We start from the raw sequence: 16,541 nt of genomic DNA on the forward strand, positions 1-16,541 counted from the left end.
AGAACAACATGTCGACTTCACTCGCCAACTGGAAAGGCGTCCCGGCCCCCACGACGCAACTGATCGAAGGACGCTTCATCCGCCTGGAAAAACTCGACCCGGCGCGCCACGGCGACGACCTGTTCAAAGCCCTGCAAGGCCCGGGCGCCGACCCGAAGCTTTGGGACTATCTGCCATACGGTCCCTTCCCGGAGCGCAGTGCCTTCAATGACTGGCTGAACAGCCACGCAGCCAATAGCGACCCGTACTTCTTCAGCGTGATCGATCGCGCCAGCGGCGAGGTCCAGGGCATCCTCAGCCTGATGTCCATCGTCCCGGCCCAGGGCCGCATCGAAATCGGCCACGTCACCTTCGGCGCGCCGATGCAGCGCTCGCCGAAAAGCACCGAGGCGGTTTACCTGCTGGCCAAGGAATCCTTCGCCCTCGGCTACCGTCGCCTGGAATGGAAATGCAACAACGCCAACGCCCGCTCCAAATATGCGGCCGAGCGTTTGGGTTTCAGTTTTGAGGGTGTGTTTCGCCAGCACATGGTGGTCAAGGGGCAGAACCGCGATACGGCGTGGTACTCGATCCTGGATTCGGAATGGCCGGCGATTGGGGCCGGGTTTGAGAAGTGGTTGAGTGATGAGAACCAGACGGGGTCGGGGCAGTTGAAAAGCCTCGTTGAGTGCCGCGGCTAAAAGCATCAAAAGCAAAAGATCGCCCGAGCGCGGACCGACCCTTCGGCAGCTCCTACAGGGTTGGTGTGTAGGAGCTGCCGAAGGCTGCGATCCTTTGATCTTCAAAAGCCTCCAACCCAACGCATCCAAGGCGCGCTGACGCCCACAAACTCTTGCTTTGCCATGGATAAAAAAAGGGGAGCACATGCCCCCCCGAGGTTTAAAGCGTTGTATCGAGGCTGTTATCTCAGCCTTCGATCTCGATCAGGATCTCGCCCGGGTTCACCCGGTCGCCCTTGGCCACGTGAATGGCGGTGACTTTACCGGCGATGGCCGCCTGGACTTCGGTTTCCATCTTCATCGCTTCGGTGATCAGCACGGCTTGGCCCGCCTTGACGGTGTCGCCTTCCTTGACCAGCACATCGACGATGTTGCCCGGCATGGTGGTGCTGACATGGCCTGGTGCGGTGGCTTGCTTGCGCTTGCTGCTGCCGCCGCCGACGAATTCGTTGAGCGGCTCGAACACCACTTCTTCCGGCATGCCGTCGATGGACAGGTAGAAGTGACGCTTGCCTTCAGCCTTGACGCCGACACCGGTGATGTCGACGCGGTAGGTTTCGCCGTGAACGTCGATGACGAACTCGGTCGGTACGCCTTCACCGCCCGCCGAAGCCACCTTGCCGGCTTCCGGAATCGGCAACAGCACTTCAGGTGTCAGGGTTCCGGCCGCACGCTCTTCGAGGAACTTGCGACCGATGTCCGGGAACATCGCGAAGGTCAGCACGTCTTCTTCAGACTTGGCCAGAGCACCGATATCGGCACGCAGCTTGGCCATTTCCGGCTTGAGCAGATCGGCTGGGCGCACGTCGATCACTTCTTCGCTGCCGATGGCCTGGCGACGCAGTTGTTCGTTGACGATGCCCGGCGCCTTGCCGTAGCCGCCTTGCAGGTACAGCTTCACTTCGTTGGTGATGGTCTTGTAGCGCTCGCCGGCCAGCACGTTGAAGAACGCCTGGGTGCCGACGATCTGCGAGGTCGGGGTCACCAGCGGCGGGAAGCCGAGGTCTTCGCGAACTCGCGGGATTTCGGCCAGCACTTCGCTCATGCGATTCAGCGCGCCCTGCTCTTTCAACTGGTTGGCCAGGTTGGAAATCATCCCGCCCGGTACCTGGTTGACTTGCACACGGGTGTCGACGGCGGTGAATTCGCTTTCGAACTGGTGGTACTTCTTGCGCACGGCGTAGAAGTACAGGCCGATCTCTTGCAGCAATTCCAGGTTCAGGCCGGTGTCGAACTCGCTGCCCTTGAGGGCCGCGACCATCGACTCGGTGCCCGGGTGGCTGGTGCCCCAGGCGAAGCTGGAGATCGCGGTGTCGATGTGGTCGGCGCCGTTTTCGATAGCCTTCATCTGGCACATTGCAGCCAAGCCGGCGGTGTCGTGCGAGTGGATGAACACGGGCAGCGATTGCTCGGCTTTCAGTGCCTTGACCAGTTCGCCAGTGGCGTATGGGGTCAGCAAACCGGCCATGTCCTTGATCGCCACCGAGTCGCAACCCATGGCTTCCATTTGCTTGGCCTGGTTCACGAAAGCCTCGATGGTGTGCACCGGGCTGGTGGTGTAGGCGATGGTGCCCTGGGCGTGTTTGCCGGCGGCTTTCACCGCTTCGATGGCCACGCGCAGGTTACGCACGTCGTTCATGGCGTCGAAGATACGGAACACGTCGATGCCGTTGACCGCGGCCTTGGCGACGAAGGCTTTGACCACGTCGTCGCTGTAGTGGCGGTAGCCCAGCAGGTTCTGGCCGCGCAACAGCATTTGCAGGCGGGTGTTAGGCAGCGCGGCGCGCAGTTGGCGCAGACGCTCCCACGGGTCTTCCTTCAGGAAACGTACACAGGCGTCGAAGGTTGCGCCGCCCCAGCATTCCAGCGACCAGTAGCCGACTTTGTCGAGCTTGTCGCAGATCGGCAGCATGTCTTCGGTGCGCATGCGGGTGGCGAGCAGCGATTGGTGGGCGTCGCGCAGGATCGTGTCGGTAACGTGGATTTGTTTGCTCATTATTCTATTCCTCACAGGCCTGCGTGGGCGGCGATGGCGGCGGCGATGGCCAGGGCCAGCTCTTCGGGTTTGCGCTTGATCGAGTAGTTGGTCAGTTCAGGGTGGCTTTCAACGAAGCTGGTATTGAACTGGCCGCTACGGAATTCCGGGTTACGCAGGATTTCCTGGTAGTACGCGGCAGTGGTCTTGACCCCTTGCAGACGCATGTCATCGAGGGCGCGCAGACCACGGTCCATCGCCTCTTCCCAGGTCAGCGCCCACACCACCAGTTTCAGGCACATGGAGTCGTAGAACGGCGGAATGGTGTAGCCGGTGTAGATCGCCGTGTCGGTACGCACGCCGGGGCCGCCGGGTGCGTAGTAACGGGTGATCTTGCCGAAGCTCGGCAGGAAGTTGTTCTTCGGGTCTTCGGCGTTGATCCGGAATTGCAGGGCAAAACCACGGTGCTGGATGTCTTCCTGTTTCACCGAAAGCGGCAGGCCGGAGGCAATGCGAATCTGCTCGCGGACAATGTCGATGCCAGTGATTTCTTCGGTGATGGTGTGTTCCACCTGCACCCGGGTGTTCATCTCCATGAAGTACACCTCGCCCTCGGCGAGCAGGAACTCCACGGTGCCGGCGTTCTCGTAGCCCACGGCCTTGGCTGCACGCACCGACAGGTCGCCGATGTAGGCGCGCTGTTCCGGGGTCAGTTGCGGGCTCGGGGCGATCTCGATCAGCTTCTGGTTGCGGCGCTGGATCGAGCAGTCACGCTCGAACAGGTGCACCACGTTGCCGAAGCTGTCGCCAAGGATCTGCGCTTCAATATGCTTGGGATTGACGATGCATTTTTCCAGAAACACTTCCGCCGAACCGAATGCCTTGGTGGCTTCGGAAATGACCCGAGGGAAAGCCTGTTCAAGTTCTTCACGGCTGTTGCAGCGACGAATACCGCGACCACCACCACCGGATGTGGCCTTGAGCATCACCGGATAGCCAATGCGATCGCCTTCGGTCAGGGCTTCTTCGATACCCGACACGTTGCCTTCGGTGCCCGGAGTGACCGGCACGCCGGCCTTGATCATGCTGCGGCGCGCTTCGGTCTTGTCGCCCATGCGGCGAATGACTTCAGCCGATGGACCAATGAATTTGATCCCGCGCTCAGCGCAGATTTCCGCCAGTTCGGCGTTTTCCGACAGGAAACCGTAACCGGGGTGCAGTGCATCGCAACCGGTTTCCACAGCCAGGTTCACCAGCTTGCGCGGGTTCAGATAACCGGCCAGCGGTTCGGCACCGATGCTGTGGGCCTCGTCCGCACGCTTCACATGCAAGGCATGGCGGTCAGCGTCGGAATAGATCGCGACCGAGCGAATGCCCATTTCGGCACAGGCACGTACGATTCGTACGGCAATCTCACCACGGTTGGCGATCAGGATCTTTGTTATCACTTGGAGTTTCCCTTGAGCCGGTGGTACCTACAACCTGCTAGACACCAGGTCGACGAGTGACCAAATGTTTCAAATTGGTCGCAGGTCCACACTAGCGCCCACAAGGGATTAACAAAAATGAATAAAAATTGGGTCGTGCATAAGTAAAGACTTATAGTTGATTCACCAGCCAGCGACCAGAGTGACCGGATAATGCGTAAGTCATTGATGCGTATGACTTTGCGGCAATTGCAGATCTTCAATGAGGTCTGTGATTTGCGCTCTTACAGCCGCGCGGCCGACGAAATGTCGCTCACACAACCTGCCGTCAGCCTGCAGATTCGTCAGCTCGAAGAGCTGATTGGCCAGCCTTTGTTCGATTACGTCGGCAAAAAGCTCTACATGACCGAAGCAGCTGAAGCGTTACAGCGAGCCAGCCGGGATATTTTCGGACGCCTGGAAAACCTCGACATGCAGCTGTCGGACATGCAGGGCTCGTTGCAGGGGCAATTGAAACTGGCGGTCGAATCCAGCGCCAAATATTTCGTGCCGCATCTGTTTGCCGCATTCAAACGCCAGCACCCGGAGGTGAACCTGCAACTGACGGTAGTCAATCGCGGCCAGGTGATTCGGCGTCTGTCGGACAACCGCGACGACCTGGTGATCATGTCCATGGTGCCTCAGGACATGGGCCTGGAGTTCCTGCCGTTCCTGAACAACCCGATCGTCGCCGTGGCGCCACCGGATCACCCGCTGTGTCACATGGGGCCGCTGCGCTTGCAGGATCTCGAGCCCTACACACTGTTGCTGCGTGAGCCAGGCTCCGGGACGCGGCTGGCGTGCGAAGAATACTTCAAAGAGAAGCGTGTGCACTTCAACCAGACTCAGGAAGTCTCGTCTGCCGAAGCTCAGCGAGAATGTGTACTGGCAGGCCTGGGCGTTGCGCTGTTGACGCGCCACGCCCTGAACCTTGAGCTGGCAACCGGTGGGTTGATCGAGCTACCCATCGAAGAGCTGCCACTGTTCCGCAGTTGGTGCCTGGTGCAGGCCAAGGCGAAACGCCTGTCACCGGTAGCTCACGCCTTCCTGGCGTTTATCCGCAGTGAACGGATCCAGATCAGCGCGCTGGTTGAGCGTTTCGACGGGAAGTCGAGGGAGATGCCTGCCAGAAGTTGAGTTCCAACTCCGGAAAGTCGCCAATTTCGGCCAGAAGCTGACGGCGTTCGCAGCGATCTTCGATAGCGCGACGGAATTCCATGCGGCGCTGGTCTTCCTGCTGACGACGGGTTTTGACAGCGCTGTTGCGTTCTTCGTAGGGCATGGCCATTTCGAGTCTCCCAAGGCGAGTACGGGAGTTTCAAGATAGGCGCGAGGGATGACGGTTTGGCGGCTCGGGTGTTACAGACTGATGAAAATTGCGGCGTATTCGAGGACGCCATCGCGAGCAAGCTCGCTCCCACAGGAGATCGCGGTCAAAGGTGGGAGCGAGCCTGCTCGCGATTAAGGTCGGAACGACCTTACGACGACGTCAGTCGTCCAGCGCTTTCACCGACTTGGGTGACAACCGCAAACTGCGCAAACTGCGTTTAACGCTCTTGAGGTGATTGACCAGGCTCGGGCCGCGGGCCATGGCCACGCCCATCGCCAGCACATCGATCACCACCAGGTGGGCGATACGCGAGGTCAGCGGCGTATAGATTTCAGTGTCTTCATGCACATCGATCGCCAGGTTGACCGTCGACAACTCGGCCAATGGCGTCTGGCTCGGGCACAACGTGATCAACGAAGCGCCGCTTTCGCGCACCAGGTTGGCAGTGATCAGCAGGTCCTTGGAACGACCCGACTGGGAAATGCAGATGGCCACGTCAGTCGGCTTCAATGTCACGGCCGACATCGCCTGCATGTGCGGGTCGGAGTACGCCGCTGCAGTAAGCAGCAACCGGAAGAATTTGTGCTGCGCATCCGCCGCGACCGCACCCGAGGCGCCAAAACCATAGAACTCGACGCGCTGGGCCTGGGACATCAGCGTCACAGCCCTCTGCAATTCCAGCGGATCGAGTTTCTCGCGAACCTCCATCAGGGTATGCAGGGTGGTGTCGAAGATTTTCAGGCTGTAGTCGGCGACCGAATCGTCTTCGTGGATCGCAAACTGGCCAAAACTCGCACCGGCCGCCAGGCTCTGGGCCAGCTTCAGCTTCAGGTCCTGAAAGCCGGAACAGCCGATGGCACGGCAAAAACGCACGATGGTCGGTTCACTGATGCCCACGCTGTGGGCCAGGTCGGCCATGGAGCTGTGCATCACGGCAGCCGGATCAAGCAGCACGTGGTCGGCGACCTTGAGCTCCGACTTGCGTAACAGGTGACGAGACTGGGCGATGTGTTGCAGCAGATTCAAAGGGCTGGACTCTTTGTTATTGGCAGGTGCCGGGGATGTAGCACGCTTGTAGTTATACTACATGAATCGGCTTTTTGCCTGCTCAATGCGTAACCGGATCCCTCGATTTTTGGGTGTGCGGACGTGATGTAGCGGTAAAAAACCCAATGCGACGCCACCACCCTCACACCAACAAGAAACAAAACTTATAAATAAGACCTGATGATTTAATTAATCATCAATACAAAGACCACACATACAGCCTTACAAATACACTCTACTCCCCCCAAACCACAAACAAGTATTTCGACGTATATTGCCCACGCAGGACGCAATTAACTTTAACTTAAAGGAATATATTATGAAGTTTGAAACCAGTGGTTGGATTGCTCAAATCGATCGTATGACGGGCGCCGCTTCTTTTCGCACTTACGGCACCGTAACCGTTGAAAACAGCGGCGTAGACGCATTACTAACAGAAAGTCCGATCCAGGATAAATCCAATAATCTTCGATTGGAATTGCATCTTCTTCCTTCTCTTGATCCTTCGGCACAGGTTCTGACAGACAAATTTGTTGAATATAAGAAACTGGGCGACTCCAATGTTACCGGAGTAAGTATTTACCATGACGACGTGTTAGTGACCACCATTGATAAAGTGTTGATCACACACTAAGAACAATTAGTACCAGGAGTTCCCGCCACCTGCAAAGTCCAGCGGGAACTCCCTTTCAACCTGCGCGCTGCTCTCGTAGCAGCCGTGCCAATCCCTGCGCTTCAATCGGCCGACTGATGAGATAGCCTTGCACCTCATCGCAGCGCTCATTCTTGAGGAATTCGAGCTGCTCCGTCCGCTCCACGCCTTCCGCCACTACCTTCAACGACAGGCCGTGCGCCATGGCGATGATCGCCCGGGTAATCGCCGCATCTTCGCTGCCCTCGCCCAAGCCGCGAATGAACGCCTGATCGATCTTCACGTAATCCACCGGGATACGCTTGAGGTAGCTCAGCGACGAATAGCCCGTGCCGAAATCATCAATCGCCAGCTTCACGCCCAGATCACGCAACTGCTGGAAGGTTGCGATGATGTGCTCGACGCTGTCCAGCAACTGGCTTTCGGTAAGCTCCAGCTCCAGGTAGTGCGGTGCCAGCCCGGTCTCTTCCAGCACCTGTCGCACCAGGCTGACCAGCTTGCCTTGGCGCAACTGATGCACCGACAAGTTGACCGACACCCGAATCGGCTCAAGCCCCTGCCGCTGCCACTCACAGGCTTGCCAACAGGCCTGACGCAGCACGAACTCACCGATCGGGCCGATCAATCCGGTTTCTTCAGCCAGACCGATGAAATCCCCCGGCGGCACGCGGCCCATGGTCGGATGATCCCAACGCACCAGCGCCTCGGCAGCATTCAGCTTGCCCGTGGCCAGGCACAGCTTGGGTTGGTAGAACACCTTCAACTGTTTCTCTTCGATGGCTTTGCGCAAGTGGTTTTCCAGCTGCAAACGCTCCAGCGTGCTGGCTTGCAGGCTGTCGGTATAGAACTGGAAGTTGTTGCCGCCCAAATGCTTTGCGTGCTGCATGGCCATGTTCGATTGACTGACCAACGCGGAAATTTCCCGGGCACTGTCCGGCAACAAACTGATGCCCATCGACGCACTGACCACCAACTCATGCCCGTCAATGGTCACCGGCAAACGCAACTTGCTCGCCAGACGAGTCGCCACCCGGGCCAGGCTCGAAAGGTTGCCGTAGGCGTTGAACAGCACGGCAAACTCATCGCCCGAGAGACGCGCGATGGTGTCTGCTTCAGGCAATGCATTCACCAGTCGCCGGGCCATTTTCTGCAACAACTGGTCGGCGACTTCATGCCCCAGGCTGTCGTTGAGTTGCTTGAACCGGTCGAGATTGATGTGCAGCAAGGCCAGGCTGCGATAACCGCCCTGTCGTACCCGTTGATGAGCCTCGCTGAGGCGCTCGCGGAACATCGCGCGGTTGGCCAGCCCCGTGAGTTCGTCGTAATGGGTCAGATAGCGCATTCGCTCTTCGGATTCCCGGCGGGCAGAAAGATCTGCGAAGAAGCCCACGATATGGCTGACATTTCCCCGGCTATCGCGCACGGCGTTCAATTGCAGCCATTGCGGATACATCTCGCCGTTCTTGCGGGTTTCCACCAATTCGCCCTGCCAGCTGCCTTGCTGCTCCAGCGCCTGATGGATCGTGGCGTAATGCCGACGCGCATCGCGACTGCATGGCAACTCAACGACATTGCGCCCGATCATGTCTTCGATGGCATAGCCGGTCACCCGACTGAAGGCTTGATTGATTGCGATCAGGGCATAGTTCGGGTCGAAAATCACAATCCCTTCGCTGGCCGCCTCGAATACGGTCGCCGCCAGTTGCCGCTGCTCTTCCAGGTTTTTGCTGACACTGATGTCGCGCCGAGTGCCGACCATGCGCAGAACCCGTCCGTTCTCGGCACGCTCGACCGCCCGCCCACGGTCCTCGATCCAGACCCAGTGGCCATCGCCATGGCGCACGCGATACTCGATTTGATAGTCTTCGGTGCGGCCCTTCAGATGCTCGACCAGCGCCCTTTTCAGCGCAGGAAGGTCCTCGGGGTGAAGACGCGGCTTGAGGTGACGCAGTATTGCCGTGACCTGGTCCGGCTCCAGGCCGAACAGTTCCTGAATCTGCGTGTGATGGACTTCGTCGGTTTGCAGATTCCAGTCCCACAACCCCAACTCGCTGGCCTTCAATGCCAGCGCCAGGCGGGCTTCGCTCTTGCTCAGAGCCTGGTTGGCGGCGTCCAGCTCCAAACTGCGTTGAGCGACGCGATTTTCCAGGTCGACCTGGATCTCTCGCAACTCGTTCTCGGCGCGTCGACGCTGTTCGATCTCCTTGGCCAGCTTTTGATTGAGCTGGTCACTGCAGCTTTGCGCCCGCTGTAGATGCTCGATCAGTGCCTGGTTCTGAAAGCGTCGCATCAAGCCCCGATCGATCAATCGATTGACCTGCCAGGCAACCACACTCAATGCACCGAGCAGAATCAGCCCGAACCAGCCCCAGCCCTGCTGCTGTTCGTCACCGCCCCAAAACATATAGGCAATGGCCGGTAGCAGGCAGGGCAAGGTGAAAGACAGAAAGGCCGGCAAACTGACGGCATAAGCCACGCTGGCCGAAAGCGCTGCGGCACCGATGAGGCCGAAGACCCAGGCTTGCTGAATGAAATTATCGGCGGGAACCAGGGCAATGCCGGCACCGGCCAGGGTCAGACCGGTGAGGCCGGAACCCAGCAAAAACATCCGCCGCCAAATGGGCTGGGCTTGACGATTGGGGATGGCCGAATCGAAGGCTGCGACCTGAATCACCCGCAATGCCACCAAGGACAACAACCACACCAGCCAGACACTGACCAGGAAATAGCGCTGCGGACTCCAGAGCAAACCGGCACAGACCAGGCCATTGATCAGCATGAACAACGTGGGCAGCAGCGAGCCCTGATACAACAGGCGCGTGCGTTCGACCGCCATTTCCATGGCGTATTGCTTTCTGATAACCCGGGGCTCCACAGTGGGGCCCGACAGGTCGAAGCTGAGGGTCATAGGCGATGTTCTTGTTCTTATAATGATGAGCATGGGCCCGAAACTGCTCGGAGCATACACAAGCAATTGCCCGGACCAAACTGCTGTTGATCAATAAATCGCCAAATTTTTCAGCCGCCGCCCCACCCTGAAAACCCTAAAGGCACGCCCCGCCAACGCCTGCAGCCGATGACTGACCAGTCGTCCCTCGCGTAACTTTCATCGGTTAATGCGAAGCGGAGTTTGCCCGGTGTGTCGCAGCCCCCTAGAATGCCCCGATGCGCGATGATCTCTCCCTTCTGCTGAACTCCCTCAACGATGCCCAACGCCAGGCCGTAGCGGCCCCCGTGGGTCGTCAGTTGGTCCTGGCCGGTGCTGGTTCCGGTAAAACCCGAGTGCTGGTGCACCGTATCGCCTGGCTGATCCAGGTTGAAAACGCCTCGCCCCACTCCATCCTGTCGGTGACCTTCACCAACAAGGCTGCTGCCGAGATGCGCCAGCGCATCGAGCAACTGATGGGCATCAACCCGGCCGGCATGTGGGTCGGCACCTTCCACGGCCTGGCGCACCGCTTGCTGCGGGCGCACTGGCAGGAAGCAGGCTTGAGCCAGACGTTCCAGATTCTTGACAGCGATGACCAGCAACGGCTGGTCAAGCGGGTGATCCGCGAACTCGGCCTGGACGAGCAACGCTGGCCGGCCCGTCAGGCCCAATGGTTCATCAATGGGCAGAAAGACGAAGGTCTGCGCCCGCAACACATTCAAGCCAGTGGCGATCTGTTCCTGGCGACCATGCGCGGCATCTATGAGGCCTACGAGGCCGCGTGCCTGCGCGCCGGTGTCATCGACTTCTCCGAACTTCTACTGCGCGCCCTCGATCTGTGGCGCGATCACCCAGGCCTGCTCGCTCACTATCAAAAGCGCTTCCGACACATCCTGGTGGACGAGTTCCAGGACACCAACGCCGTGCAGTACGCCTGGTTGCGCCTGCTGGCCAAGGGTGGCGACAGCCTGATGGTGGTGGGCGATGACGACCAGTCGATCTACGGCTGGCGTGGCGCGAAAATCGAGAACATCTACCAGTATTCCGAAGACTTCCCGGACGCCGAAACCATTCGCCTGGAGCAGAACTACCGCTCCACCGCCGGCATCCTGAAGGCAGCCAACGCCTTGATCGCCAACAACACCGGACGCCTGGGCAAAGAGCTGTGGACCGACGGTGGCGACGGCGAGGCAATCAACCTGTATGCCGCCTTCAACGAACACGACGAAGCACGCTACGTTGTTGAAACCATTGAAAGCGCGCTGAAAACCGGCCTGTCTCGCAGCGATATCGCGATTCTGTACCGCTCCAACGCCCAATCGCGGGTTCTGGAAGAAGCGCTGCTGCGTGAACGCATTCCGTACCGCATCTATGGCGGCCAGCGCTTCTTCGAGCGTGCCGAAATCAAGAACGCCATGGCTTACCTGCGATTGCTCGAAGGGCGAGGCAACGACGCCGCGCTGGAACGGGTGATCAACGTGCCGGCCCGCGGCATCGGCGAGAAAACCGTCGAAGCGATCCGTGACCATGCGCGCCACAGTGATGTGTCGATGTGGGAAGCGATGCGCCAACTGGTGGCCAACAAAGGCCTGACCGGTCGTGCGGCCGGCGCCCTTGGCGCGTTTATCGAGTTGATCGAGAACCTTGCCGCCAAGTGCATGGAAATGCCGCTGCACCTGATGACCCAGACCGTCATCGAGCAATCGGGGCTGATCGCCTATCACGAAGCGGAAAAAGGCGAGAAAGGCCAGGCCCGGGTGGAAAACCTTGAGGAACTGGTCAGCGCCGCACGCAACTTCGAAAACAGCGAAGAAGACGAAGACCTGACGCCATTGGCCGCGTTCCTCGGTCATGCCTCGCTGGAGGCCGGCGATACGCAGGCCGACGAGCACGAAGACAGCATTCAACTGATGACCCTGCACAGCGCCAAGGGCCTGGAATTCCCTTACGTGTTCCTGGTGGGCATGGAAGAAGGCCTGTTTCCGCACAAGATGAGCCTGGAAGAGCCCGGCCGCCTTGAGGAAGAACGTCGTCTGGCCTACGTCGGCATTACCCGGGCGATGCAGAACCTGGTGATGACCTACGCTGAAACCCGACGCCTTTATGGCAGCGAGACCTACAACAAGGTGTCGCGCTTCGTACGCGAAGTGCCCAAAGGCCTTATTCAGGAAGTACGTTTGTCCAACAGTGTCAGCCGGCCGTTCGGTGGCAACCAGTCGATGAGTGGCAGCAACCTGTTCAGCGGCAGCGAAATTCCGGAAACCGGCTTCAGTCTGGGTCAGACCGTACGCCATTCGATCTTCGGTGACGGCGTGATCCTCAACTTCGAGGGCGCCGGTGCTCAGGCCCGGGTGCAGGTGAACTTCAGCGAAGGCAGCAAGTGGCTGATGCTGGGTTACGCCAAGCTGGAAGCGATCTAGCTTTTCTGTGGGAGCGAGCTTGCTCGCGATAGCGGTAGATCAGTCGACATTATTTCTGGTTGTCAGTCCGTCATCGCGAGCAAGCTCGCTCCCACAGGTTGTAGGTAGGTTCCAGGCCGATATCTGAATTTAAAGGTGCGATGGACATGGGCTCAGGCTTCTTTTCCTCCTGGACATTCTGGGCCCTGTTATCGGCGGCGTTCGCGGCAATGACCGCCATTTTCGCGAAAGTCGGCATCGAAAACGTCAATTCCGACTTCGCCACGCTGCTGCGTACGATCGTGGTATTGGTTAGCCTGGCCTTGATTTTGTACGCCACGGGCCAATATCAGTCATTAGGATCGATCTCGGCAAAGAGCTACCTGTTCCTGCTGTTGTCGGGCCTGGCCACCGGTGCGTCGTGGATCTGCTATTTCCGTGCACTCAAGGTCGGTCCGGCGTCACTGGTTGCCCCGGTGGACAAACTCAGCGTGGTGTTGGTGGCCGTACTTGGCGTAGTCCTGCTGGGTGAAAAACTCGACTTGCGCCAATGGGGCGCAATGGGTCTGATCACGGCCGGAGTCGTCATGCTGGCATTACGTCGCTAAGCGAGCGTCCTACAGAACTTATCCATTCATCTGACAGACCAACGTCAAAAGGCCCTATTGCACTGATTGAAGCTGAATAAAACCTGTCAGGCAAAAGCCCGAAACACTCTGCCGCTAGCCAGTAACACTTCAGCTGTGCAACATGGCGCGCGTGCCTTCCACAAATGGGAATTCCCTTTATGAAACGTTTTCTTAGCATCGCCATGGCGTTGTGCATCGGCCTGACGATGAGTCTCGACGTCAATGCCGCCAAGCGCTTCGGTGGTGGCAAAAGCGCAGGCGCTGCGCCGACGCACCAGACCAGCCAGATGGCTCCTTCTTCTCCAGGCATGGGCGGCGCTGCGGCGACCGCTGGTGCTGCCGGTGCCGCTGGCGCCGCTGCCAAGGCCGGTGGCGCTTCGCGCTGGCTCGGCCCTCTGGCCGGTATCGCTGCCGGCGGCCTGCTGGCCTCCATGTTCATGGGCGACGGCTTCCAGGGCATGCAGATCCTCGACATCCTGATCATGGCTGTCATTGCATTCCTGGTCTTCCGCTTTATCGCCGCCCGTCGTCGCAAGCAGCAGGAGCATTACGCTCCGGCCGGCCACGCACCGATGCAACGTGAAGCGTTCGAACAAAAGCCTGCCGGCGGTTCGATTTTCGGTGGTTCGCCAGCGCCTGCTGCCGCTCGTCCAGTGATCAACGCTCCAGCCTGGTTCAACGAAAGAAACTTCGTCGAAGCAGCGCGCAATCACTTCCAGTCCCTGCAACAGCACTGGGACGCCAATGAAATGGACAAGATTGCCGAGTTCGTGACCCCGCAAATGCTGGAGTTCCTCAAGCGTGAGCGTGCCGACCTGGGTGACGGTTTCCAGTCCACCTACATTGATAACCTCAATGTACAGCTGGACGGTGTGGATGATCGCGCCGACAAGACCATTGCCACCCTGACCTTCACCGGCGTGTCGAAGACCTCGCGTTTCGACCAGGGCGAAGTCTTCAGCGAAAGCTGGAACATGGAACGTGCACAGGGCGAAAACCAGCCTTGGCTGGTGGCAGGTATCCGCCAGAACGGCTGATCCCGCACCGAGCTTCACTTGCTGAAAAGAAAACCCCAGCCCTGGCTGGGGTTTTCTATTTCGCGGTTGCATCTATAGCAAGCTACTGTATAAACCGCCCCATATAAACCGCGCCATACAAGCAAGAGGATCCCGGACGTGGAAGAAATCATCGAACAACTGCGTGAAGCCAACGAACCGGTACCGGTCCCCTTGGAATTGCCTGACGAAGACCTGCTGGTCGAAATCGAAGAACAACTGTTCATCGACATTCCGTTCGTCTTCAGAGAGTTTCTGCTGACCGTCAGCGACGTGGTCTACGGTAGCCTGGAACCGGTCACCGTGACTGACCCGCAATCCCACACCTACCTGCCCGACGTTGCCGCCAACGCCTGGGACGCCGGTGTCGATCGCAGCCTGATCCCGATCTGCCAGGACGGTGACGACTACTACTGCGTCGAAGAGGACGGCACCGTGGTGCTTTGGCAGGCCGAAGAAGAGCTGATCGCCGAAGAAACCTGGGAGTCGGTGTGGCACTGGGCGCGGGACGTCTGGCTGGAAAGCTGATCCCGTCAACGCCGCTGGGTGGTCAATGCCCGGACGACTCCTTGTGATTTTCAAGGGTTTCCAGCAACGCCACCTGCATCCGCGTATGCACACGAATGAACCAGCGCCACAGCAGCGCCGCCACGGCGGCCGCGACCACGGCGATCAGTACCAGCAACTTGTTGGTCGGCAGAATACTGGCCGACAAGGCTGCCAACAGCAAAAAGATCACCAGCAGCGACAGGATCGGGATCACTTCGGCGATCACCCTGCGCACTCGCTGCGTATGGCGCCCGGCCATCTCCGGCTTGACGCCCATTTCCGCCAGCAACATCGACAGGGCTTTGAGCTTGCGGTATGCCGCAATCAAAAAAGGCAGCGACAACAAAAGCGCCCCACCCCAGATCAATGCCTTCTGCCAGCTCGGATCGCTGATCCAGCCTTGCACGTAAGCCGACATGCGCTCGGCGAAGTACGCGCCCGAGAAGAAAATCGCGATCACCAATGCCAGGTTGACCCCGACCTGCAGCAAAATCCTTCTGATCATCGACGCCAGCAACGCCCCCTCGCCCTGAGGCTGGATGCTGCGCAGCCATTCGCCGTACATCCCCAACACCCGTCCCAGGCGTTCCGGCATGACGCCCGCGAGCTTGATCGACAATGGATCAGCCGCGCGAATCAGATAAGGCGTCAGCAAGGTCGTGATCACCGACACCGCCACAGCTACCGGGTATAAAAAGTTACTGGTGACCTGCAACGTCATGCCCAGTGCAGCAATGATGAAAGAGAATTCGCCAATCTGTGAAAGACCCATCCCGACCCGCAGCGACGTGCGTCCGTCATTACCAGCGATAAATGCACCAAGGCCGCAGGACAACATCTTGCCGAGCACCACGGCTACGGTGATTACGGCGATTGGCCAGGCGTACTGAAGCAGGATCGCCGGATCGAGCATCAGCCCGATGGCCACAAAGAAAATCGCGCTGAAAAGATCTCGAACCGGTTCTATCAAGCGCTCGATTTTCAGCAGTTGCCGGGATTCAGCCATGATCGCGCCGATCAGGAACGCGCCGAGCACCATGCTGTATTCAAGCCTGACCACCAGCAGGCAGAAGCCGAAACACAAGCCCAGCACGGTAATCAGCAGCATTTCGTTGCTCTCGAACCTGGCCACGTAGGCCAGCAACCGCGGCACCATCAGAATGCCGATGACCAATGCGACGATCATGAACAGCGACAGTTTGCCCACTGTGGAAAACACTTCGCCGGAGCTGACCGTACCACTGACGGCGATGCTGGACAGAAGCGCGATGATGCCGATGCCCAGAATGTCTTCGACGATCAGCACACCGAATATCAACTGCGCAAACCGCTCGTTCTTCAACTTCAGATCATTAAGCGCCTTGACGATGATGGTGGTTGAGGAAATCGCCAGGATCGCGCCGAGGAACAGTGAATCCATGGTGCTCCAGTCAAACCAGCGACCGATCTCGTAGCCGATCCAGATCATCAGCACGATTTCCAGGAATGCCGCGATGAAGGCCGTGGCACCGACCTTGAACAACTTGCGCAGGCTGAACTCCAGGCCCAGGCAGAACATCAGGAATATCACCCCGAGTTCGGCCAGGGTCTTGATGGTTTCTTCGTCATGGATCAGGCCGAATGGCGGGGTGTGCGGGCCAATGATGAAACCGGCGACGATGTAGCCCAGCACCACCGGTTGTTTCAGGCGATGAAAAACCACGGTCACCACACCTGCGATCAACATGATCACTGCCAGATCCTGAATGAAACTGATGGCATGCATGGCGAGCGGCTCCCTGATTGAAGTTG

Annotated in this window: 13 protein-coding genes; 7 read left to right on the plus strand and 6 right to left on the minus strand. The window is 58.8% G+C overall.

The features are described from left to right. Positions 1 to 8 precede the first annotated feature (8 nt). Complete coding sequence (locus KSS91_RS00385) at positions 9 to 680, plus strand: GNAT family N-acetyltransferase (RefSeq protein ID WP_217836731.1); 672 nt, start codon at positions 9 to 11, stop codon at positions 678 to 680. A 226-nt stretch (positions 681 to 906) separates the two neighbouring features. On the opposite strand, the gene oadA is transcribed toward KSS91_RS00385, so the two are convergent. Both oadA and KSS91_RS00395 read right to left on the minus strand, forming a co-directional pair. Then, positions 907 to 2,715 carry a sodium-extruding oxaloacetate decarboxylase subunit alpha gene (oadA, locus tag KSS91_RS00390; protein ID WP_217836732.1) on the minus strand — a complete coding sequence of 603 codons (1,809 nt, stop codon included), beginning with the start codon at positions 2,713 to 2,715 and terminating at the stop codon, positions 907 to 909. An 11-nt stretch (positions 2,716 to 2,726) separates the two neighbouring features. Further along, complete coding sequence (locus tag KSS91_RS00395; RefSeq protein WP_007971702.1) at positions 2,727 to 4,142, minus strand: acetyl-CoA carboxylase biotin carboxylase subunit; 1,416 nt, start codon at positions 4,140 to 4,142, stop codon at positions 2,727 to 2,729. Between the two features lie 192 nt (positions 4,143 to 4,334). Between KSS91_RS00395 and KSS91_RS00400 the strand changes: the two genes are divergently transcribed. Further along, on the plus strand, positions 4,335 to 5,297 hold the full coding sequence (locus KSS91_RS00400) for a LysR family transcriptional regulator (RefSeq protein WP_007971700.1): 963 nt from the start codon (positions 4,335 to 4,337) through the stop codon (positions 5,295 to 5,297). Here KSS91_RS00400 and KSS91_RS00405 read toward each other — a convergent pair. Both KSS91_RS00405 and hexR read right to left on the minus strand, forming a co-directional pair. Then, positions 5,239 to 5,448, minus strand: a complete 210-nt coding sequence (locus KSS91_RS00405) for a PA3496 family putative envelope integrity protein (RefSeq protein ID WP_007971698.1) — start codon at positions 5,446 to 5,448, stop codon at positions 5,239 to 5,241. The two genes, KSS91_RS00400 and KSS91_RS00405, sit on opposite strands and share 59 nt — an antisense overlap. Before the next feature lie 201 nt (positions 5,449 to 5,649). After that, positions 5,650 to 6,516, minus strand: a complete 867-nt coding sequence (hexR, locus tag KSS91_RS00410; RefSeq protein ID WP_007954250.1) for a transcriptional regulator HexR — start codon at positions 6,514 to 6,516, stop codon at positions 5,650 to 5,652. Positions 6,517 to 6,856: 340 nt separating this feature from the next. Here hexR and KSS91_RS00415 point away from each other — a divergent pair, with 340 nt between their 5' ends. Continuing rightward, positions 6,857 to 7,171 (plus strand): hypothetical protein, encoded by a 315-nt coding sequence (locus KSS91_RS00415; protein WP_217836733.1) that lies wholly within the window; start codon positions 6,857 to 6,859, stop codon positions 7,169 to 7,171. A gap of 55 nt (positions 7,172 to 7,226) precedes the next feature. Here the strand turns inward: KSS91_RS00415 and KSS91_RS00420 are convergent, their stop codons facing one another. Next, positions 7,227 to 10,097 carry an EAL domain-containing protein gene (locus KSS91_RS00420; protein WP_217836734.1) on the minus strand — a complete coding sequence of 957 codons (2,871 nt, stop codon included), beginning with the start codon at positions 10,095 to 10,097 and terminating at the stop codon, positions 7,227 to 7,229. A 257-nt stretch (positions 10,098 to 10,354) separates the two neighbouring features. Here KSS91_RS00420 and uvrD point away from each other — a divergent pair, with 257 nt between their 5' ends. The 4 genes from uvrD (at position 10,355) to KSS91_RS00440 (ending at position 14,729) form a co-directional block, all read left to right on the plus strand. Next, a complete protein-coding gene (gene uvrD, locus KSS91_RS00425) occupies positions 10,355 to 12,538 on the plus strand; it encodes a DNA helicase II (protein WP_007971693.1) in 2,184 nt (727 codons plus the stop codon). A 146-nt stretch (positions 12,539 to 12,684) separates the two neighbouring features. Then, positions 12,685 to 13,125: an EamA family transporter gene (locus KSS91_RS00430; protein WP_095964376.1), complete on the plus strand. Its 441-nt coding sequence runs from the start codon at positions 12,685 to 12,687 to the stop codon at positions 13,123 to 13,125. Between the two features lie 179 nt (positions 13,126 to 13,304). Next, positions 13,305 to 14,183: a Tim44 domain-containing protein gene (locus KSS91_RS00435; protein WP_015097414.1), complete on the plus strand. Its 879-nt coding sequence runs from the start codon at positions 13,305 to 13,307 to the stop codon at positions 14,181 to 14,183. Positions 14,184 to 14,321: 138 nt separating this feature from the next. Next, positions 14,322 to 14,729, plus strand: a complete 408-nt coding sequence (locus KSS91_RS00440; RefSeq protein WP_003187120.1) for an SMI1/KNR4 family protein — start codon at positions 14,322 to 14,324, stop codon at positions 14,727 to 14,729. A gap of 22 nt (positions 14,730 to 14,751) precedes the next feature. Here KSS91_RS00440 and KSS91_RS00445 read toward each other — a convergent pair whose 3' ends face one another. After that, entirely contained in the window at positions 14,752 to 16,515 is a 1,764-nt protein-coding gene (locus KSS91_RS00445) for a cation:proton antiporter (protein WP_217836735.1), read from the minus strand. Positions 16,516 to 16,541 lie beyond the last annotated feature (26 nt).

Origin of the sequence: Pseudomonas azerbaijanorientalis (genome assembly GCF_019139795.1) — a bacterium.
GTDB classification, from domain to species: domain Bacteria; phylum Pseudomonadota; class Gammaproteobacteria; order Pseudomonadales; family Pseudomonadaceae; genus Aquipseudomonas; species Aquipseudomonas laurylsulfatiphila.

Bases quoted from the DNA above. Each gene is read 5' to 3' on its own strand.
- oadA (WP_217836732.1), bottom strand. From the start codon at position 2,715: ATGAGCAAACAAATCCACGTTACCGACACGATCCTGCGCGACGCCCAC.
- KSS91_RS00415 (WP_217836733.1), top strand. From the start codon at position 6,857: ATGAAGTTTGAAACCAGTGGTTGGATTGCTCAAATCGATCGTATGACG.
- KSS91_RS00405 (WP_007971698.1), bottom strand. From the start codon at position 5,448: ATGGCCATGCCCTACGAAGAACGCAACAGCGCTGTCAAAACCCGTCGT.
- KSS91_RS00445 (WP_217836735.1), bottom strand. From the start codon at position 16,515: ATGCATGCCATCAGTTTCATTCAGGATCTGGCAGTGATCATGTTGATC.
- KSS91_RS00420 (WP_217836734.1), bottom strand. From the start codon at position 10,097: ATGACCCTCAGCTTCGACCTGTCGGGCCCCACTGTGGAGCCCCGGGTT.
- KSS91_RS00430 (WP_095964376.1), top strand. From the start codon at position 12,685: ATGGGCTCAGGCTTCTTTTCCTCCTGGACATTCTGGGCCCTGTTATCG.
- uvrD (WP_007971693.1), top strand. From the start codon at position 10,355: ATGCGCGATGATCTCTCCCTTCTGCTGAACTCCCTCAACGATGCCCAA.
- KSS91_RS00400 (WP_007971700.1), top strand. From the start codon at position 4,335: ATGCGTAAGTCATTGATGCGTATGACTTTGCGGCAATTGCAGATCTTC.
- KSS91_RS00385 (WP_217836731.1), top strand. From the start codon at position 9: ATGTCGACTTCACTCGCCAACTGGAAAGGCGTCCCGGCCCCCACGACG.
- KSS91_RS00435 (WP_015097414.1), top strand. From the start codon at position 13,305: ATGAAACGTTTTCTTAGCATCGCCATGGCGTTGTGCATCGGCCTGACG.